This window comes from Paenibacillus sp. BIHB 4019 (genome assembly GCF_002741035.1).
Classification (GTDB): Bacteria; Bacillota; Bacilli; order Paenibacillales; family Paenibacillaceae; genus Pristimantibacillus.
In genome coordinates this window covers 2,302,232-2,321,796 of sequence record NZ_CP016808.1, presented here as the reverse complement: position 1 = coordinate 2,321,796, position 19,565 = coordinate 2,302,232, and the positions used below count along the sequence as shown (strand labels likewise).

Annotated in this window: 17 protein-coding genes; 6 read left to right on the top strand and 11 right to left on the bottom strand. The window is 49.3% G+C overall.

Annotated features, from left to right (window positions below; all coding sequences use genetic code 11):
• Positions 1 to 16: 16 nt before the first annotated feature.
• Complete coding sequence (locus tag BBD42_RS09860; protein WP_099518001.1) at positions 17 to 580, bottom strand: hypothetical protein; 564 nt, start codon at positions 578 to 580, stop codon at positions 17 to 19.
• A 175-nt stretch (positions 581 to 755) separates the two neighbouring features.
• On the opposite strand from BBD42_RS09860, the gene BBD42_RS09855 reads away from it, so the two are divergent.
• Entirely contained in the window at positions 756 to 2,747 is a 1,992-nt protein-coding gene (locus tag BBD42_RS09855; protein WP_150131534.1) for a DUF2157 domain-containing protein, read from the top strand.
• 262 nt (positions 2,748 to 3,009) lie between these two features.
• Here the strand turns inward: BBD42_RS09855 and speD are convergent, their stop codons facing one another.
• From speD to rlmN, 6 genes are all read right to left on the bottom strand, one after another.
• Positions 3,010 to 3,468 (bottom strand): adenosylmethionine decarboxylase, encoded by a 459-nt coding sequence (speD, locus tag BBD42_RS09850; protein ID WP_099517999.1) that lies wholly within the window; start codon positions 3,466 to 3,468, stop codon positions 3,010 to 3,012.
• Between the two features lie 2 nt (positions 3,469 to 3,470).
• A complete protein-coding gene (locus BBD42_RS09845; RefSeq protein WP_099517998.1) occupies positions 3,471 to 4,355 on the bottom strand; it encodes a carbon-nitrogen hydrolase family protein in 885 nt (294 codons plus the stop codon).
• Between the two features lie 14 nt (positions 4,356 to 4,369).
• A complete protein-coding gene (locus BBD42_RS09840) occupies positions 4,370 to 5,911 on the bottom strand; it encodes a bifunctional GNAT family N-acetyltransferase/carbon-nitrogen hydrolase family protein (protein WP_099517997.1) in 1,542 nt (513 codons plus the stop codon).
• A 282-nt stretch (positions 5,912 to 6,193) separates the two neighbouring features.
• Positions 6,194 to 6,469 (bottom strand): hypothetical protein, encoded by a 276-nt coding sequence (locus BBD42_RS09830; RefSeq protein WP_099517995.1) that lies wholly within the window; start codon positions 6,467 to 6,469, stop codon positions 6,194 to 6,196.
• Between the two features lie 41 nt (positions 6,470 to 6,510).
• Positions 6,511 to 6,996: a transcription elongation factor GreA gene (gene greA, locus BBD42_RS09825; RefSeq protein WP_481855927.1), complete on the bottom strand. Its 486-nt coding sequence runs from the start codon at positions 6,994 to 6,996 to the stop codon at positions 6,511 to 6,513.
• A gap of 254 nt (positions 6,997 to 7,250) precedes the next feature.
• Positions 7,251 to 8,342: a dual-specificity RNA methyltransferase RlmN gene (gene rlmN, locus BBD42_RS09820; protein WP_056036383.1), complete on the bottom strand. Its 1,092-nt coding sequence runs from the start codon at positions 8,340 to 8,342 to the stop codon at positions 7,251 to 7,253.
• 278 nt (positions 8,343 to 8,620) lie between these two features.
• On the opposite strand from rlmN, the gene BBD42_RS09815 reads away from it, so the two are divergent.
• Both BBD42_RS09815 and BBD42_RS09810 read left to right on the top strand, forming a co-directional pair.
• Complete coding sequence (locus tag BBD42_RS09815; RefSeq protein WP_099517993.1) at positions 8,621 to 9,466, top strand: aldo/keto reductase; 846 nt, start codon at positions 8,621 to 8,623, stop codon at positions 9,464 to 9,466.
• 216 nt (positions 9,467 to 9,682) lie between these two features.
• Entirely contained in the window at positions 9,683 to 11,257 is a 1,575-nt protein-coding gene (locus BBD42_RS09810) for a diguanylate cyclase domain-containing protein (protein ID WP_172455442.1), read from the top strand.
• Between the two features lie 3 nt (positions 11,258 to 11,260).
• Here the strand turns inward: BBD42_RS09810 and BBD42_RS09805 are convergent, their stop codons facing one another.
• From BBD42_RS09805 to BBD42_RS09790, 4 genes are all read right to left on the bottom strand, one after another.
• Entirely contained in the window at positions 11,261 to 11,818 is a 558-nt protein-coding gene (locus BBD42_RS09805; protein WP_099521541.1) for a DinB family protein, read from the bottom strand.
• Positions 11,819 to 11,895: 77 nt separating this feature from the next.
• The gene (locus tag BBD42_RS09800; protein WP_099521540.1) at positions 11,896 to 12,843 is read right to left on the bottom strand and encodes a helix-turn-helix transcriptional regulator; all 948 of its coding nucleotides are present in this window, start codon (positions 12,841 to 12,843) and stop codon (positions 11,896 to 11,898) included.
• Between the two features lie 76 nt (positions 12,844 to 12,919).
• Positions 12,920 to 14,431, bottom strand: coding sequence for a response regulator (locus BBD42_RS09795; protein WP_099517991.1), 1,512 nt, complete (start codon positions 14,429 to 14,431; stop codon positions 12,920 to 12,922).
• Between the two features lie 16 nt (positions 14,432 to 14,447).
• The gene (locus BBD42_RS09790; protein WP_348272597.1) at positions 14,448 to 16,250 is read right to left on the bottom strand and encodes a sensor histidine kinase; all 1,803 of its coding nucleotides are present in this window, start codon (positions 16,248 to 16,250) and stop codon (positions 14,448 to 14,450) included.
• Positions 16,251 to 16,443: 193 nt separating this feature from the next.
• Between BBD42_RS09790 and BBD42_RS09785 the strand changes: the two genes are divergently transcribed.
• From BBD42_RS09785 to BBD42_RS09775, 3 genes are all read left to right on the top strand, one after another.
• Positions 16,444 to 17,763, top strand: a complete 1,320-nt coding sequence (locus BBD42_RS09785; RefSeq protein ID WP_099517989.1) for an ABC transporter substrate-binding protein — start codon at positions 16,444 to 16,446, stop codon at positions 17,761 to 17,763.
• 75 nt (positions 17,764 to 17,838) lie between these two features.
• A complete protein-coding gene (locus BBD42_RS09780; RefSeq protein WP_056036369.1) occupies positions 17,839 to 18,708 on the top strand; it encodes a carbohydrate ABC transporter permease in 870 nt (289 codons plus the stop codon).
• On the top strand, positions 18,708 to 19,538 hold the full coding sequence (locus BBD42_RS09775) for a carbohydrate ABC transporter permease (RefSeq protein ID WP_099517988.1): 831 nt from the start codon (positions 18,708 to 18,710) through the stop codon (positions 19,536 to 19,538). The genes BBD42_RS09780 and BBD42_RS09775 overlap by 1 nt, the downstream gene beginning before the upstream one ends.
• Positions 19,539 to 19,565 lie beyond the last annotated feature (27 nt).

Genomic DNA, 19,565 nt, shown 5'->3' with positions numbered 1-19,565 from the left:
TGGAGAAATAGACCGCTTAATCGATAACGGCAATTTTGTAGTCGCCTGCTTTGTTTTTCTGGAAGGTGTAGGTCATTGCGCTGTTCTCTTCGAAACCTGCCTCCGACCATAAATCGACCATTACCACTATATTGATATTGCCAGAGTCAAAGTAAGTGACATCTCCGATTCCCGTAAAATAATATTGGTAATAGCTCAAATAAAACTGAAACGGCTCCGCATGCGCCTGATCAAGAAAGGTGCTGTTAAATGCCTTCTGATCCAACTTCAGCAGCGCCGCCAAATTCGCGTGCAGCACTTCCGCCATCCCTTGCTCCTTCAGCTCGGATTGAGCCGCTTCCCAATCAATGTCCATTCCCGGTTCAAAATCGGCGGGCATGTTGGCGGATGCATCAGCCGTTTCACTCGGGCTGGAAGCTGCGGAAGACTCTGGCTCCAGCGCCGAACCAGCTTCCGGCACTTGCGCCGCTTCAGCTTCAGGTAATGCCGCTGTACCGGACTGCGGCGCATTTTCGGCTGCGGAGCAGCCTGTGAGCAGCAGAATGCAAACAGCTGCTGCCTGCACGATTTTCAGAACCATTAGAAACTGCCCCCTTCTCTCATTCCTTCTACTCCTATGATCTAAACGCCAAAATCAGGAAAATAGTTTCGGGCTGAGTTAGGCGATTCGGTACTATAAAAAGTGAGTACTAGTTCGCTGGCAAATAGGAGAATATAATGAGGCGTATACTCCCAGAGAAAGGCAAGTGAACGCTATGCTGCGTATAAACATGATAAGAATGGGCTTCCTGATGGGCATTGCATTGCTGCTTGCGGCTATTTTCTATTTATTCGCTGCGAATTGGAGCGGACTCAGCAGCTCTCACAAAATGCTGACCTCCGGCGGATTCGTTTTATTTTTCTATGTGCTGTCTTTCGGCTTCTCCCGGTGCAGGCTTCCGCTTGGCTTGTCCGCTTATCTGAGCGGCATCCTCCTCCTCGCAGGCTGCATCGCCTTTGGAGCAGCTGCAGCGCTTGCTGACCAAATATATAATCTGCATCAGCCTCCTTACGTCATTTGTCTCCTTTCAACTCTGCCGAGCCTGCTGCTCGCTTGGATAACGCGATACAAGCCGCTATATGTGCTGACTTATATACTGGCGCATTTCACGCTGTATTTTTTATTTGATTATCGTTTGTTTACGCCTAATGTGGAGATGAATACCCTGCTGGCCGATTCCGCTTTTGTGGCGTTCAATCTAGCTCTGTTCCTGCTGGCACAGACTAAGCGGCTTGCTTCTGAAATCGTTCGTCTGGCAAGCTTTGTGATGCTGCATATTTCGCTGCTCAACCTCGCTGGCGCCTTTGGCCATGCCGGCCTATCGCTCTTCATGAATGTTTTGGATATCGCCGTCATTGCGGCCTGCTTCTATTACTTCATGCGCATTCGGCTTGATAAAACGATGCTGACTCTTACCGCACTTGCTGCATCCGCTTATACGGTGGCAAAATTCATCCGTTTCTCGCTGGAGACCGAGTCCGTCTTCCGTTTCGTGCTAGGCATCTTGTTCGTTATCGCACTGCTTACGGCAAACGTGCTGTTTTTCCGCTACATGAACAAGTTAGGCAATAAAACCACTGCTGCCGAGAGAACGACGGAGGGGGTTAAAGAGTCTGCTTTGAAAGCTGCCCAGCAGCCCGTGAATACTACAGCACAAAAGACCGCTGACCACCATCTGCTGGGCAGCATCGTCTCAACAGTTATTACGATTGTGGGCATCATTATCGGCAGCATTTCTGTTATTGGCCTTGTCGTGCTGCTAACGGATGAGAACGGGCCGCTGAAGACGCAATATGCCCTTTATGCCTTATCGCTGCTGTTCATCGTGCCGATGCTTTTGCTGCCACGCGTTAATGCGGTCGTTCGCTACACGGTGTTTACAGTTGGCTTCGCCATGGGGCTCGTGTCCATCGCCTGGATCGGGAAAGCGCCGCTGAGCGTCATTTTCTTGGCTATTGCCGTCATCAGCTGGCTTCGCCTCCAAGGACGGATACAGCATTTGATCACCTATATGCTGATGAATATTGCCGCTGCGATTGTGCTTTATCAGCTATTACAAAACATGCACGATGCTTATTCCATCATCATCATTTCCTTGACCGCGCTAAATGCAGCGGTATACGGCAGCTCATTCGCTGGTTTGAGCGGCGAGCGGCGGGCCCATATGAGGGAGGGCAGCCTGCTGTTCAGCTATATTTTTCTCTTATGGATGACATCGCTGGACCCGGTATTTGCTTATTCAGTAGCGCTGTTTAATGTGCTAGCCTTCGTTCTGCTGACGGTTGCGGTATTCCTGTTCATCAAGCGTGAGCAAACGCTGGAAACAGCGGGAAGCTTCTTCTTCTGGCTCCTCTTTCTCACAATCAAATATTACGATTATTTGTGGACGCTGCTGAACAAATCGGTCACGCTTGCGCTGCTTGGCATTGTCGCACTCGGGCTGTCCTATTGGTTCGCAAGCCGCCTATTGAAGAGTGGGGGCCACTATGAGGGAAGCGATAAACCTGGCTTTTTCATTGGAAAAAAGGTTTGGCTCATCGCCATTGTCGTGCTGCTGCAGCTAGGTTTTATCAGCTATGAGACAGCTGCCAACGAGCGGATACCTAGCGCCAATAACCATGCGACAGCTCTTGCCGCTCCGGCCAACGATGCGGTTGCCGCCGCTACTATTTCCGACTCCCGGTTTAGTGATAGCTACACTGGCTGATCATAGCCGCATCAGCTAGCAATTCCAGCAAGCAGTTGTATTCCATGCCCATACGCATCACCAATAGCGCCAAGCCTGCAGGCTTGGCGCTATTGGTTTATTTGCCACGCGATCGTGGTTATCTGGAGACAGAGCGGAACACCCGGCGCTTGTTCAATCTATCGGACACAAGATCCGCTATTTGAAGATAAGCGGAGCAAAATCTAATTGAGCGGACTCGCATTCGGATTCCGATTCGTGGCACGCTAGTACCGCGGCTCGGCTACGGCTTCATTTTCCCTTCCTCTTGCTCGCTCCCAAGGACCGATGCTGGAATTGCTTCGTCAAACACCGCGCGATTCGCAAGCGGGAAACGGTTAATAACGAGCTCGCCCATGCCCCTCGTTATTTTCACCTCAGCTGTTTCCTCGGGTTGAAGAAACACGAGCATCGCCTGAATCGCGACATGAGGATCGACGGTATCGCCACAGGTGTAGCAGTCAAGCGCAGCAAAGCCCTTCTCGGGATACGTATGGATCGACATATGGCTTTCCGACAGCATGACGAGCACTGTCGCCCCCTGTGGCTCGAACTGCTCCGCTTGTACGGATAAAATCGTCGCGCCGCTCGCCTCTGCTGCTTGTACCATCTGCTGACTCAAAAGATCAGCGGCGTTCAAATGCTCGAATGCAATGCCCCAAGCGTCCATTGCCACATGGCGGCCATACGTTGAATATTCCATCTTCAGCACTCCCTCAGCAGCCTATTTTCTTGTTGTTTATAAAGGTCAGGACGTCGGTCATAAAAAGGAGCGACCAGACCCTGCTCCCGATTTGTGCGCAGCATGGAAAAATCCAGCTCGGCCATGACGAACATGTCCTGGTTCAACTCGCCCGTCTCCAATATGCCATCCTCGGCAAAAGGAACATCGCAGGGCGTGAACAGCCCCGCCTGGCAATAGCCGCGGTCGACCTGCGGACGATCCTCGCCCAGCTCCCCAACGATACCGCTGAGCACAACGAACAGCTGGTTTTCAATCGCCCGCGCCTGCGCGCAAAGGCGCACCCTGTAATAGCCGAAGGAGGTGTCCGTATAAGACGGACATAACAGCAGCTCGGCGCCTTGATCGGCAGCAAGCCTAGCCAGCTCGGGAAACTCGATATCGTAGCAGGTCAGCATCGCCAGCTTGCCCCAGCTTGTTTCCACAATATTGAGGCTGTCCCCTGCCGCCAGCGGCCAGCGTGTCTGCTCTTCAGGCGTGAGATGCAGCTTGCTTTGCGTCTCTATCCGCCCATCCGGGAAGAACAGGAAGGCTTTGTTGTAAAACTTCCCATCTTCCTTGCAAATATGGGTGCCTCCCAAAATCATCAAGCCCAGCTCGCGGCTGTTTTTTTGCATCAAGGCCATATAATCCTCGGTGTAGCTGTCTAAGTAACGGCAGGCTGCCTCATGATCCATTTCCTCCGTAAAGCCCAGCAAATGTGCAGTCATGTATTCGGGAAACACGATAAGATCCGCCCCCCGTCCTGCGGCCTCTTGGATGGTAGCCGTGATTTTTTGCCAAAATGCTTCCTCGGCCGTAATGCCCGTCAAGCTATATTGCACAGCTGCAACCAAAAATGGCCTCATAAGCGCCTCCTATGCTACGAATGAATTTGCAAGGAATAGATATCCGTTCTGCGATCGCGGAACGTCAGCACATCCTTGGACTTGCGGTAGCGCTGCAAAATTTCCATGTCGACTTCGACCATGATAATCGTCTCTGTATTTTCGCTGCACTCTCCGGCAATGCCGTCACGCGGGAATGTGGAATCAGCTGGCGTATATACACCAGACTGCGCATATTGAATATCGACATTGTCCACATGCGTCAAATTTCCGACCGTTCCCGAGGTGACCGTAAACACCTGGTTTTCGATCGCCCGCGCCTGCGCGCAATATTTAACCCGCAGAAAAGTCTGGCGATCCTCTGCGCAAAAAGGAACGAAAATCAGCTGCGCACCAGCTTCCGCCACTGCGCGCGACAGCTCGGGATATTCAATGTCGCTGCTCAGCTGAATGGAAATTTTGCCGCAGTCGGTATCGAATACCTCCAGCCGGTCTCCGCCGTTAATGCCCCACCATTTGCGTTCATTTGGCGAAATATGCAGCTTGTACTGCTGCTCGATCGTTCCATCACGGCGGAATAAATGCCCTACATTGTAAATGCGGTTATTCCGCTCTACAAAATGCGAGCCTCCGATAATATTTACATTGTATTTAACGGCAAGCTCCGTAAACAGCTCCACGTATTCCGCTGTGAATGTCGTCAGCTTGCGCACCGCAAGGCTGGGCGATCGGTCATCATCGAGGAAGGAGAGCAGCTGCATCGTCACATTTTCCGGAAACACGACAAAATCTGATTTATAATCGGCCGCGACATCGACGTAATGCTCGCACTGCGTCGCAAACTCCTCGAAGGAGTCGATTTTTTTCATCATATATTGCACGACGCAAATGCGCACCGGAAACGAGAGCTTATAATGGATTTTGCTGCTGCTCGGCTTATAGTCGATATTGTTCCATTCCAGCAAGGAGGCATAGCTCATCGAATCGTCATCATCAGGCAAATAGTTCGTCAAAATCCGCTTAAGCGTAAAGCCGTTCATCATTTGGAATGTCAGCACCGAATCATAAATGTTCTGCTGCAGCACTTCCTCCGCATATTCCCGCGGCGTCAGCTTGTCGCTGTATTTGTGATAGCCGGGAATGCGTCCCCCGACGATAATGCTTTTTAAATTAAGCTTCTCGGCCAGCCGCTTGCGCGCTTCATACAGCCGTCTGCCGATTTTCATCCTCCGGTAATCGGGGTGCACCATAACCTCCATCCCGTACAGGCTCTCGCCACGCGCGTTATGGTTGCGGATAAAGCCTTTATCCGTAATTTCCGAATACGTATGCTGCTCCAAATAGTCATCAAAGTTGACGATGAGGCTGGAGCAGGAGCCAATAATTTCGCCATCCAGCTCCACGCAAATTTGCCCTTCTGGAAAAATGCGAAGATGGCTTTCAAGCTGAACTTTTTTCCACGGGGACATATTAGGAAAGCAAATGAGCTGCAGAGCAATAATCTGGTCGATATCTGCCGTTTCTATATTGCGGATGATCATCTTCTTCTCAAATTGAGCAATCGGATCGGCTGTCATAGAACGCCTCATTTCATTATTTGTCCTTAGTATACGTTTGAAAGTTTATAGCTGTATTAGAGTACGGTAAATGCTTTGTAAACTTCGTTACATTAGCATTGCCGTTTTTTTAGAAAATATGGAGCTTGGATTCAATATCGGCTGTGAAATAGGAAAAAGCCCGACGCACAGGCTGCTTTCCCCACAAGGGAAGGCTTTCTGCGCGCCGGGCTTTCGCCACGGCAACTCGGTATATGGTAACGGATGGCTAGGCAGTCGATTCCAGTCCGGCCGCTTTGCGCCTTAGTCGATTTTAATAACGCGACCCTTGTCATCCACAATAAACTTCGCTTTTCTGACCGTATCCTCTTTGACCATGCGTACGGAACGAACCGCCGGATCGGAATGATCCAGCTCCGTCTTCCAGCCAGCTGTGTTCACCAAAGCCAGCACCTGCTCGAAATCCATATCCTTGTAGCCAAAAAAGCCGCTCTGTCCTGCCCATTCCTTGAGCAGCACCGTTAGTTTATGATTCAGCTTGTCTTCTACCGTCGTATGAACGATTTTTTTTCTAGCCATTGTCCATTTCTCCTCTATTTGACCACGAATAAGTTGGTGCGTTACGCCTTAATTTCGAGCAGCTCGTATTTAATGATGCCCATTGGCGCGTTCACGCTAATAATGCTTCCTACTACTTTGCCCATCAGCTCTTTGCCGAGCGGGCTTTCGTAGGATATTTTATTGCTTGCAACGTCAGCCTCTTCTGTGCCGACGATTTTGTATTCCAGCTTCTCCGCGAACTCCACATCGTTCAAAATAACGGTAAAGCCAATGTTGACCCGGCTCGTATCTAGCGCTTCCACGTCAATGACGCGTGCCTTCTTGAGCATTTTTTCCAAAATAATAATTCGGGTTTCCATGAAAGACTGGTCGTTTTTAGCTGAATGGTATTCGCTGTTTTCCTTCAAATCGCCGTAGCTGATTGCCAGCTTGATCCGGGCTGCGAGCTCCTTGCGCTTCACATATTTGAGATCGTCAAGCTCCGCTTCCAACTGGGCAAGCCCCTCTTGCGTTAATATAATTTCTTCTCTATCTTTCGACATCATAACAGCTCCTGTCCAGCATTCTATTGTTCATTCTAACCTAATTTGCGTCAAGTTGCGAAGACTGCCTTTCATTTGTCGCTGGTTCCGGCTGTCGCCAGCCTTTGGCGGCGCGGCGCGTTTCAGTCCGAGAAATATAAGCCTAGAATAAGTGTGAAATTTGTACATGCTTATATTTTAGAAAAAGCATTCCCTGCCGCCTGTAAAAAAGCAGTCGGAAATGCCCGTATGCCTTGCTGCTGTATGCCTGCTATGCTCTATCTCGCCGCGCTTTCCTGCGGCACTTGATCCTTGGACGCCTTGATCTGCTTGCTGCGAAGCTGTCCGCAGGCTGCGTCAATATCCGTGCCATGCTCCAGACGCACGCTGCAGCTAAGGCCATTTTTCTTAATCGTATCGTAGAACGCCCGGATCGACTCCGGCTCGCTGCGCTGATATTGGCTATGCTCATCGACCGGATTATAAGGAATGAGGTTCACATTCACGAGCGACCCTCTATCCGCAACAAGCTCTACTAGCTCAAGCGCATGCTCCACCTGATCATTCATATCCTTGAGCAAAATATATTCGAGCGTAATTCTCCGCTTCGTCTTCGCCAAATAATAATCGATCGCTTCCATCAGCTTCTCAATCGGCAATGCGCGATTGATCTTCATAATGCGCGTGCGCAGCTCATTATTCGGCGCATGCAGCGAAATCGCCAGATTGACGCCAAGATCGTTGTCGGCGAAATCCATAATCTTCTTCGTCAAACCGCTTGTTGACACGGTAATATGCCGCGGGCCAATCGCCAGCCCCTTATGATCCTTGATCACTTGCAGAAAATCGACCAAATTCGTATAGTTGTCGAACGGTTCGCCAATGCCCATTACGACCAGATGGCTGACGCGGTCGCCCTGCTGCTCCTTATCCAGATACAGCTGCGCCTTCATCACCTGCTCAACAATTTCTCCGCTCGTCAGGTCGCGGCTCTTCGCCAGCAGTCCGCTCGCACAGAAGCTGCAGCCGATGTTGCAGCCTACCTGCGTCGTCACACAGACGGATAAGCCAAACTTATGCCGCATCAGCACCGTCTCGATCAGATTGCCGTCGCTGAGCTTGAACAGAAATTTGCGCGTTCCATCAGCTGATTCCTGAAGCGTGTGCTCTGCGAGCGTCTGAATAGCAAAATGCTCTTCGAGCACCTTCAAGCATTCCGGATTCACGTCCGTCATTTCCTCGAAGGACGTGACCCGTTTCCGGTATAAATACTCCCACACCTGCGTCGTGCGGAACTTCTTATGTCCAAACTCCAGCAGCCAGGCGGTTAGCTGCTCAAAGGTTAATCCATAAATGGATGGTTTCATCATGATTGTTCCTCTTTCCACTGCATTGAACGACCGATCCGTTCTTCTTTATCATTATTGTCCCAAAAATACTACCCGAACACAAGGGGCGTGAAGAAAATGGCTGCGTGGCGGCCATAGGTAAAGATTACTTTTTAGTAATATGGGTACTTTAAAGTACGTACTGTTTTTTTCGGGCGTAAGGGTGCATAATTACAGTTGTCAGCCAGCAAAGAGCTAAACGCTGCAAATGACATTGCGGCTCAAGTATACATTTTATTTTTCAGGAGGAGAGTTCATTCATGACAGCACAACATTTGCAGGATACGGTCACGCTTCATAACGGCATCAAAATGCCTTGGTTCGGACTTGGCGTATTTAAAGTAGAAGACGGCGAGGAAGTCGTCAGCTCGGTAAAAGCCGCGATCAAAAATGGCTACCGCAGCATCGATACCGCTGCCGTATATCAGAACGAAGAAGGCGTGGGCCAAGCAATCAAAGAAGCGATTGAACAGTATGGGGTTTCCCGTGAAGATTTGTTTATTACTTCCAAAGTATGGAATTCCGATCTTGGCTATGAGTCGGCAATTGCCGCATATGAGACTAGCCTTGCAAAGCTAGGATTGGAGTATTTGGACCTTTATTTAATCCACTGGCCTAAGCCGGGCAGATATAAAGAAGCTTGGCGTGCGCTCGAAACCTTGTATAAAGAAGGCCGCGTGAAAGCAATCGGCGTCAGCAACTTCCATGTCCATCATCTGCAAGATGTGCTGGCGGACGCAGAAATTGTGCCGATGGTCAATCAAATCGAGCTTCACCCCCGCCTGACGCAGCAGGAGATCAGAAGTTTCGCAAGCGAGCATGGTATCGTTATTGAAGCTTGGTCACCGCTCATGCAGGGAAAATTGCTCGATGAGCCTGTGCTGAAAGCCCTTGCCGACAAGCATGGCAAATCGACGGCTCAAGTCATTTTGCGTTGGGATTTGCAAAATGGCATCATCACCATCCCTAAATCGATTAAAGAAAATCGGATTATTGAAAATGCCGCCATCTTCGACTTCGAGCTTTCCACAGAAGAAATGGCACAAATCGACGGCTTGAATCAAAATGTGCGCGTAGGTTCAGATCCGGACAACTTCAATTTCTAATCTACTTAAAAAATGGCATAGATGACCGCGCGAGGCAGTGCGAGCTGCCTTTGGGCCGTTAAGGAGGGGAATAATCCCCTCCTTTTTTGCTGCCCCTATTTTCAAATGGGAACGAAAATATATTTCAAATCGACAAATAGCGACGAACTGTCTAAAATGAGGTTAGATGTTTGCAGCGCATGCAGATCAGATGAATCTGGAAGGGGCAGAGAGGCCTTGAGTCTGTCGGAAGTATTAGTTTCACTGGGCGCTTACTTGCTCCCGATGCTTTTATTTTTCTATATGGGTCTGGATGTGCTGTACCGCAATCCGAAGAAGATTGAGCATCAGCTCGTCAGTCTTATTATCGCTTGTTATTTTATTATGTTTATGGAGGAGTATGTCCGGTTCCTGCTTCCCATTGAATACAGCCCAGCTCTTACAGCGTTGTGGTTTTCTAACGTTGGCATCGCCATACCTGGAATTGGCGTACATTTCATCTCCAAATTTTCCGGCATGGACAAGCGGCTTCCGCGTTGGATTTATCCCTATATTTTCTACATCCCACTGCTGATTATTCCCTTCAACATTTTAAGCAACCAAAAATACATTTCCTCCCAAGAGTTCGTTCAAGTTGGCATTTGGAAATATCCCGTATACAATTTCCCTTATTTCGCCGCCATGACGGGCAGCATTCTGATTGCCATAGTCTATCTGGTTTTTCTACTGCTTGGTCAAGCCCGGGTTAGAGCTTCTCAGGATCACGAACGGGAGCCTATTTATCGGCTAATGATTGCCGGCACCATTATTACGATGCTTTGGGTTGGTTTTTTTGGCTATTTTCAATTCGAAAATACACTGCCCCCTTACTCTTATTTATACGGCGGTCTTGTCTGGTGCTTTATGCTGCGGCTCGCGATGCAAAGATTCGAGTTTCTCAATTCCAATAAACAGCGATATGAGCGGCTATTCAATTTAAATCCAGCCGCGATTTTGCTCGTCGAGAGCTCCGGCACCATTAAGGAAGCCAATCCAAGCGCAAAGCAGCTGTTTGACCATTTGCAGCTGGAGCATGCTGGACTCGATGCGCTAGCTAGTGCCGAGCTGAAAAAACGGCTCAGAAACCAGCTGGAAATTAAAGAGCTGGAGACGAAAATTCATAATGGAGAAAGAGAACTCACGGTGCTCATAGATGGGGATTATATAACGGTAGATAATGAACCGCATGTCATTCTTATTTTCCGCAATATTACGCTGATCAAGGAGCATCAAGAGCAGATTGCCTTTCTCGCCTACCATGATGCGCTGACCGAATTGCCCAACCGCCGCTTCTTCTATGAAAGGCTGGCGGCTGCCATTGCCGAAGCTGCGCGGAAGGAGCATCAGCTCGCTGTCGTGCTGATTGACCTGGATGAATTTAAAGAAACGAATGACCGCTTCGGGCATGATGCAGGCGATGCTCTGCTGCGGCATACGGCTGGACTTATCAAAGAAAGCGTCGGCGGCCGAGGCATGGTAGCAAGGCTGGGCGGGGACGAATTCGTCCTATTTATAAGCCCGCTCCCTTCTGCCGCTTGCATTCACGAGATTATTCCTGAAATAGAGGAGCGTTTTGCAAGCCGCTCGCTGCGTTATGGCAATGAGCAATTGTTTGCGAAGCTCAGTATGGGGATCAGTATTTATCCGCAGGACGGACTAGATGGGGATTCCTTGCTGAACAGTGCAGATAAAGCGATGTACAAGCTTAAGCGCGAACGAAAGCTGCGGAAGCACAATATGGACCAGCTCCCGCAGTCGCAGTCGACTCTTTAGCTGCTAAATCGAAGCCACGAAAGGCTTCAAGCGCTCCAGTTGGCGCAGATGATGGCGGAAATGCATTTCTACGAGCAAAAACCATTCCTTAGCGTTCATCTCGCCAAAACCCGGATGCGGAACCGTCCGATGCTCAGGTGCCTGTGCAACCGCTGGCTCCAGCTCCTTCAAACGGCGCAGCACCTCTGCCATTCCTTGGATCAGCTCTTCTTTGCTCCCAGGCTGAATGGGTGTATATCCTGGAAAAGGATCAACGTGAACGCGAATTGGCGGCAAGCTGCCTTCGGCATAAATGGCGTTTTTCCTTTCCTTCATTTCCTTCATTTCGCTAGTTGAATCGCTAGGGCTACCGGAAGCTGACGACTCCCCGCTCAAGCATTGCTCAGCAGAACTAAGCTGCATATATAGCGCACTGTTGATTAGATGGACATATACTTGGCCGATCGACCATTCTTGCTCAGTTGGCTTTTGCTGGAGCTGCTCAAGCGTGAACAATTCCAGCTCCCGTTCATATTGCTCCTTCAATGGTTCAAATTGCTTTATAGATTGCAGCGTATTTATCAATTTGCACAGCCCCTTTAAGTAAGATAGCCCAAGTATAAGAAAAAGCTACTGACATCAGTATGTCAGTAGCTTTTTCAGTAGCTTTCCAAGATTTTAACAGCCTCAGCGCGGACCCGCAGTCGCAGCGATTCCGGCTCCAGCACAACGACGCCTGAACCCCAGCCAAGTATCCAATGCAGCAGCTCCTCCTGTACACGAACAAGAAAATTCACGTACAGGCCGTCCTCGTTCTCCTCGAATGATTCCATATAAAAGTTATTTTGTTCCTTCACTTTATCCGCGATAGAGGGATTCACCCATATACGCACGGGCAGCTTGCGGTCATTTTCGGGTACATAAGCTTGCAGATCAAAGTCCTGGGGCCGCCGGAAGCGCTCATCCAGCAAAGCAAGCTGCTCCATGCGCGACAAGCGGAAATGGCGAAGCGACGCCCTCAGCTCGCAATAGGCCAGCAGCAGCCAATTGCCTTGCGAAAACACGAGTCCATATGGCGCGACTATCCGGGTGCTATGCCGGCTTCCGTCCTCATCGGCATACGTTTTCTTATAGTGGAGCCGTATTTTGCGCTGCTCTAATATTGCGGTGCGCAAAATATTGATTTTTTGTTTATCCAATCCGCCCGCAAGCGGATCATAGGGTGCCAGCAGCTTGATGGCTGCACGGGTGCGATCCGCTTCCTCACGGACACGCTCCGGCAATATAGCCTCGATCTTCCCGCGAGCGACTCTCGCCTTCGACGTATATCCCTCATCGAACTGCTGCTCGACAAAAACCGTACCAATCAATAAAGTCACGGCTTCCTCCACGGTAAAGCTAATAGGCGGCAAAAAATAACCCTCCATGAGCGTATAGCCGACACCAGGCTCTCCGATAATCGGGACACCGGATTCACTGAGCGCCTGCATATCTCGATAAATCGTGCGAACGCTCGTCTCAAATACAGCAGCCAAATCCTCGGCGCGCATCATGTCTTTACGCTGGAGCTCCAGTAAAATCGCTAACAATCGCTCGGTTTTATTCATAAAGAGCCCTTTTAACCGCAATAGCATCGCTAGTCCTCATCGCAGATCCTCCTATATTCATATTAGATGACACGGTTTACAAGCTCTTGAGCTGCTCCTTATACTCCGTCGGGCTGCATCCTGCATATTCCTTGAACACCTTGGAAAAATAGTGCTGGTCGCTGAACGATAGCACATCGGACAGCTCTTTAATTTTCATCTCCGGCTTCGTTTCCAGCAGCCGGCACGCCTCCTTGATTTTCAAATTCAAGTAGTAGTGGACGAAGGTTTTCTCCGCATATTTCTTCATAATTCGGCTGATATAGGAGGGACTGACATGAAATCGCTGCGCAAGATCGGCAATGGACACATGCGAATACATGTTCATCTGCACGTACTCGTCAATTTGCTGAAACAGCTCGGAGCCGCTTTTGCGATTTTGATTTTGCAGCAGCTCAAAGCATTGCTCGGCCCAGAGCAGCAACTGCTCGGTAAAGTCTGCAAAGCTATCCAATTCCAGCAGCTTATTCGCCTGCTCCGTCAGCTTGAGCTTGTTCCATGGGTCCTGCTCAGAGAGGGAGCTGCCGAAAGCCTCGGTCAGCAGCACCAGAAAACGCTCCAGCTCAGCCAGCCGAACGTTGCTGCTTTGCCACTTTTGCAGCTGCTCTGCCAGCTTTAAGGAGAAGCGCTCCTTCTGGCGCTGGCGAATCATGTCCACGAAGCTGTTCGAGAGCAGCTCCGTCATCGCAGAATCAGCGCCAAGCGGCAGCGCCGAATAGCCTTTATCCAGCAGCAGCAGCGGTCCCGTGATAGACAGCTGTTCCTTCATAAGCCGCGACATTTGCTGATAAAACTCCGCCAGGCTGCCGTCTGGCACCGCTTGCACCTGGCCGCATAGCGAGGCATATAAGCCTTCCTTCAGCAAGCCGCTGCGCGCCGCCTCCATGCATGCATAAGCGGAAGGGTATTTATCCTTTACCGAAAGATTAACGAGGACAAAAAACTGATAGGGCTGCTGCGTTGGAAAAACCCAACAGCCATGCGGAGCAAAAACCTCCGTCAAACCGGCTTGCAGCACGCCCAGCTTCCATTGCTCCTTATTCGGCGAGAAGGGCTGCTTATGAATGAGAAAAGGCGCTTTCGTCTGTTCCCGAAATTCCGGCCCAAGCCTAAGCTCTGCATGAAAATCAGGATCAACGATGTCTTTGAAGCTCCCGGCCTCCCCCGATTGCTGCTCTTTCAGTTGGACAATGATCCGCTCCATAACCTCCTGCAGCTGATGGCGCTCAACAGGCTTGAGCAAGTAGTCGAATACCTGCAAATTCAGCGCTTTGCGCGTATATTCAAAATCGTTGTAGCCGCTGATCAGCACAACCTTGAGCTGCGGATGAAGCAGCTTCGCCTGCTCGATAAGCGCCAGACCATCCATTTTCGGCATTCGAATGTCCGTAAGCAATATGTCGATGCGATGCTGCCGCATAGCTGCCAGCGCTTCCTCGCCATTCGCCGCTGTTGCGGCAATATGAATGGGCAGCTCGGTTGCTTGCAGCAGCGCTTTAATATTGCGAAGGATCGGCTTGCTGTCTTCTGCAATTAAAGCCTGGTACATCGCTTATCCCTCCTCATCAATAAAAATCCTTCGTCAGTGATGCAATAATTTGGATCGTTGCGCCTTTGCCCGTTTCTGCATTGTTGTAAACATTGAAAAAAAGGCGGTTTTTGTACATCAGCTTGAGCCGGTTGACCGTATTCACCATGCCCATATTGCCAATGCCCGTGCTGTTCATTTTCAGCTCAAGCGCTCCCGAATCGGAATCATCAATGTTCCCGAGTATTTCTTTGATTTTATCGTCGGCGAGCCCTTCGCCATTATCGCTAATCTCAATCGCCCACAATCCGTTGTACAGCTTGAAGCGAATCGATATTCGCCAAGGCGGGTCTGTATTTTCGAATGCATGCTCAATGCAGTTTTCAACAAACGGCTGAATGACGAGCCGCGGAAGCTGGATCAAGCCCGTCAAATCATCATCAGCTTCAATGTCCCACTCCAAATCATCCTCATATTTCTGCTGGACGAGCGACAAATAATTTCGCGTATATGCCAGCTCGTCCGACAGCGATACATGCTGATAAGGAGAGGATACGACATAACGCAGGCTGTCCGACAGCTGCTTGCACATATCCTGAACGACCTGATCCTTGCCCTCCTGGGCAGCAATACTAATCAAATACAGCACATTATGGATAAAATGAGGCGCGATTTGCGCTTGCAGCGCGGAATTGCGCGCTTTAATTTCCTCATGCAGCGCCAGCTTCTCGCGCTCAATCGATTGCTGCAGCCGCTCCAGCAGCTCCTGAAATGACTCATTGAGCAAAATCAACTCATTATTATGCGAGCGGCTGTCCACCTTCACGTTCATATTGCTATAATTGACACGCAAAATTTGATTGCGCAGCTTGCGAATCGGCAGCAATAAATTTTTTGCAGAAAAATAAATGTAAAAAAAGGAAAACAGCATCAGCGATGTAATGAGCAGGATGGAAATGTTGCTGATCGAGCTGACGGGGCCGAGCACCGCTTGTTTTGGCGTGACAATATAGGTCGTCCAATCGGAGCTGCTGGATTTGTAATACGTAATGTAGTTTTGTTGATGATCCATATACATGCCGCTTGCACCCGATCGCGGCTCCAGCGTAGACAGCAGTTTATCGACCTCTGCATTTTGCGAGCTTGAGATGAGCTGACCATCCTGCGCCAAAACAAATACTTCGCTGTCTGCCAGCCCCTCTGCCGGCATTTGCAAATAAGCTTGATCCAGCTGGATCGACAAATAGCCGAAAATTTCGCCATTTTGATTAATAATCGGGCGAATAAACGAGACTTTTCCTGCCTCCTCCCGATTGAGCAAATAGCCGCTTCTGCTCCAAACCGCTGAAGTTTCGCTGTCGGCCAGCAGCGGCTTTAAAGAAGGCGGCGTGCGGTCGTAGCCAATATAGGAGACTAATGCAGCGCCTTCGAGGTTGTAAATAATCATATCCTGAATGTTCAAGCTGGGCCCAATCGCCTGAAACATTATATCCTTCAGCTTGCGGCTGCGGGACAATCCTTCAAACGTTTGGGAGGCGGCGTCATCGGCCAGCAAAATATAAACATCTTTATTGGACAAAATACGTTGGGATAGCTGATTTTGGCTATCGATATAAATATCGAGCTGATCGCTGACCTTCTCTGCTGACATCAGCTTTTCATTTTCAGTCTTCTCTTTAAGCGGCTGAATGACGACGAGATTGGCATAGACCAGAAAACTGCCAAGCACGATAAGCAGCAGCACAACGAACGTAAGAAAAAACTTGGTCTGTAGACTCGCTTGGAATTGGTTTTTACCGAACTTGCGATTCATGATAGCCAGCCGTATTCCTCCTTGCACCTTTTAATGCTCCTACTGTACCATTTGCAGATATCGGCGGACAAGCGGTGAATGGCTCAGAGTGAACGGTTCAGAATATTACACATGAAAGGTAAATGGCAAACATGTACCTATCTGGCTCTAAAGTCTATAATCGAACCTGTAACCGCATTCAGAATGATTCACATACATTTCAATACGGGGGGATTTAAACATGAATCACAAGATGAAAAAAGCTGCAACGGGCGTCATCGCAAGCTTACTGGCTTTGTCACTGGCGGCGTGCGGATCAAACAGCAATAGCCCGGCAGGTACAGCAACCAACGGAGGAAGCGGCAGCAGCGGCGGTAAAGTAACGCTGGAGCTGGCCATTTCCAAGAGCTCGCAGGACTCCGCTTTTGTAGCGCAAGACCTTCTTGATGCTTTTGAAAAAGAGACAAACATTAAAGTTAATCTTCAACTGCTTCCAGCTGAGCAGACAGCAACCGTGCTGCAAACGAAGCTGGCGGTTGATGAAACTCCAGATATTATCCAGTACAACCTGGCAAGCGCCGTAACCGACCTGAACTTGGAGCGCAACTTTGAAATTTTGGACAGCGAGCCATGGGTTGACCGCCTGTTGAACAAAGATGTACTATCCGCTAATGATCATGTATACAGCTTCCATGTCAGCCAAGACACAGGCATGCAAGGCGTTGTGTACAACAAGGATATGTTCAAGGAGCTGAACCTGTCGATTCCGACAACCTTCGAGGAGTTCCTTGCGGTATGCGAAGCGATTAAAGCAAGCGGCGTAACTCCGGTATTCATGCCTTTCAAGGATAATTGGGCAGCCAACATTTGGCCAGCAGCCGCATTCGCGGATTATGCAGCGAAAAATGATCCAACGTTGTTCGATGATCTGAACAGCAATAAGAAAAAATGGACAGACATCCCTGAGTTCGCAACTTTGCTGGACCAGCAGTACCAAGTATTCAAAAAAGGCTACACGAACGCTGATATTTTGAGCGACAGCTACGATATGGCCGTTGGTAAATTTTTGGACAAAGAAGTGGCTATGATGTTTATGGGTGACTGGCTCATTGAGAACGTAGCGGAAAAAGATCCTAACATCCACCTTGGATTGTTCGCGATTCCTTCTTCCAAAGATGCAAGCCTTGGCGCAAGCCCGCTTGGCGGACAGTTGTTCATTCCTAAAAAAGCGAAGCACATGGCTGAAGCTAAAAAATTCCTTGAGTTCATCGCTTCCAAAGAGCAAGCCCAAAAAATTGTCGATGCACAAGGCTATGTTTCCAACTTCAACGATGTGACGACTCCTAAGCTGCCAGACTACAAGCAAGAAATCGTAGACAACTACATTACACCGAAGAAAACCGTTCTGACTATGGATGCGCACATGCTGGTTGACCGCAGCGAGCTGTACAGAAATCTGCAGGATGAATTCGCTGGCGGCAAAACACCGGAAGAAGTATTGTCTGCTTGGAACGACAAGTTTGCACAATTGATGAAAGATAAAGGCGTTGCCGGATTTTAATTGATAGAACACTAGGCAGAATAAGGTCCTTCAGGGCTTTATTCTGCCCCAAGCTGTTATGGAGCGTGATTACAGATGAAGACAAAAAGCTTATATCCTTATTATCTAATATGGCCGGCCCTGCTCGTTTATTGTGTATTTTTCGTATTGCCTGCCCTCATCGGCTTGTTTTACTCCTTTACGGACTGGCGGCTTGACCGCGAAACGCTTAAATTTATCGGTTGGGACAATTTTAAACAGATTTTTTCTGACAAGACGCTTATTTTAGCCCTGAAAAATACTTTTATTTTCGCGATTGTTACGGTTATCGGAAAAAACGTGCTTGGTATCGCCTTAGCCATTGGCTTGAACATGCGACTGAAATCCAAAAATCTGCTGCGCGCGATTTTTTATTCGCCGTCGATTTTGAGCGTTCTCGTTATCAGTATTGTGTTCACGCCAATGCTGCGTACAGATGGCACCATCAATAAATTTCTGGAAGCCATCGGCCTAGGTGTCTTTGGCCAATCGTGGCTGACCAATCCATCCATTGTAATCTGGACCGTTGCCCTGGTGTCGATCTGGCAGCATACCGGCTTCCAGATGGCGATTTATTTGGCCGGACTCCAGTCTATTTCCAAAGAATATTATGAAGCGGCGACGATTGACGGCGCTGGCGTGTGGAGCACATTCAGCAAAATTACGCTTCCGTTATTGCTTCCCGCTATCAATATCAATCTCATGCTGACGCTCATTGGCGGCTTGAAGGTATTTTCCGAAGTTTTCGTCCTTACAGGCGGCGGACCGGGCAACGCTTCCCAGGTTGTCGGAACGATTATTCTCCGCGCCTTCGGAGAAGGCAACTGGGGCATGGGTACAGCAATCAATACGCTGCTGTTCGCGGCAGTTACCGTTATTTCCATCCCACTGCTGATCTTCATGCGTCGTAAGGAGGTTGCTGAATAATGAGCTACACACGCAAACTTGCGCTTCGCAACTATATTGTCGAAATTTTTCTGCTAATCGCTTCCCTCATCATTATTGTGCCGTTGCTCATGATGATTTTCGGTTCCTTCATGACCAGTTCCGAGGTGCTGCGCTTTAAGCTCGCGCTCCCGGACAAATGGATGTTTTCCAACTATACGCAGGTTTTTAAAGAAGGCGGCCTCGGCCGTGCCTTCCTCAATGGGCTACTGATCACTGGCGTATCTTCCATCGTCAACATTATTACCTCTTCAGCCGCCGCTTTCATTCTGGTGCGAAGAGAATCGAAGTTGTCGAGCTTCCTGTATATGTTTTTCTTTATGGGGCTTATCGCTCCAATGTCGATTATTACGACGATTCGTGTCGTACAATGGCTGGGCTTCTATGGCAGCATTACGAGTGTTATTTTCATTTACGCCGCTTTGAACGTCGCGTTCAGCGTGTTCCTGTACAGCGGGTTTATCAAATCGATACCGAGAGCTCTCGATGAAGTAGCTTTCCTGGAAGGCGCGAGCATGCTTGCTGTATTCTTCCGCATTATTACTCCGCTCATCGTTCCGGTGAACGCGACTGTGGCGATTATGGTGTTTATGTCGGTATGGAATGATATTACGATTCCGCTTTATTTCCTCACCGACAGCTCCGACTGGACGATGCCGCTATCCGTTTACAATTTTTACGGCAAATACAGCCGGGACTGGAACCTGATCTTTGCCGATCTCGTGATGACTTCGCTCCCGGTGCTCGTGCTTTACCTGTTCGCCCAGAAATACATCGTCAGCGGCCTTACAGCTGGCGCGGTCAAAGGTTGACCGCCAAACTCCCCCCAAGCCCTCACG

Excerpts from the sequence above, each read along its gene's own strand:
- greA (WP_481855927.1), bottom strand. The coding sequence starts at position 6,996 with ATGATGTCGAAAGATAGAGAAGAAATTATATTAACGCAAGAGGGGCTT.
- BBD42_RS09845 (WP_099517998.1), bottom strand. The coding sequence starts at position 4,355 with ATGAGGCCATTTTTGGTTGCAGCTGTGCAATATAGCTTGACGGGCATT.
- BBD42_RS09800 (WP_099521540.1), bottom strand. The coding sequence starts at position 12,843 with ATGAATAAAACCGAGCGATTGTTAGCGATTTTACTGGAGCTCCAGCGT.
- BBD42_RS09860 (WP_099518001.1), bottom strand. The coding sequence starts at position 580 with ATGGTTCTGAAAATCGTGCAGGCAGCAGCTGTTTGCATTCTGCTGCTC.
- BBD42_RS09780 (WP_056036369.1), top strand. The coding sequence starts at position 17,839 with ATGAAGACAAAAAGCTTATATCCTTATTATCTAATATGGCCGGCCCTG.
- BBD42_RS09855 (WP_150131534.1), top strand. The coding sequence starts at position 756 with ATGCTGCGTATAAACATGATAAGAATGGGCTTCCTGATGGGCATTGCA.
- BBD42_RS09815 (WP_099517993.1), top strand. The coding sequence starts at position 8,621 with ATGACAGCACAACATTTGCAGGATACGGTCACGCTTCATAACGGCATC.
- BBD42_RS09785 (WP_099517989.1), top strand. The coding sequence starts at position 16,444 with ATGAATCACAAGATGAAAAAAGCTGCAACGGGCGTCATCGCAAGCTTA.
- rlmN (WP_056036383.1), bottom strand. The coding sequence starts at position 8,342 with ATGATGAAACCATCCATTTATGGATTAACCTTTGAGCAGCTAACCGCC.
- speD (WP_099517999.1), bottom strand. The coding sequence starts at position 3,468 with ATGGAATATTCAACGTATGGCCGCCATGTGGCAATGGACGCTTGGGGC.
- BBD42_RS09840 (WP_099517997.1), bottom strand. The coding sequence starts at position 5,911 with ATGACAGCCGATCCGATTGCTCAATTTGAGAAGAAGATGATCATCCGC.
- BBD42_RS09795 (WP_099517991.1), bottom strand. The coding sequence starts at position 14,431 with ATGTACCAGGCTTTAATTGCAGAAGACAGCAAGCCGATCCTTCGCAAT.
- BBD42_RS09830 (WP_099517995.1), bottom strand. The coding sequence starts at position 6,469 with ATGGCTAGAAAAAAAATCGTTCATACGACGGTAGAAGACAAGCTGAAT.
- BBD42_RS09775 (WP_099517988.1), top strand. The coding sequence starts at position 18,708 with ATGAGCTACACACGCAAACTTGCGCTTCGCAACTATATTGTCGAAATT.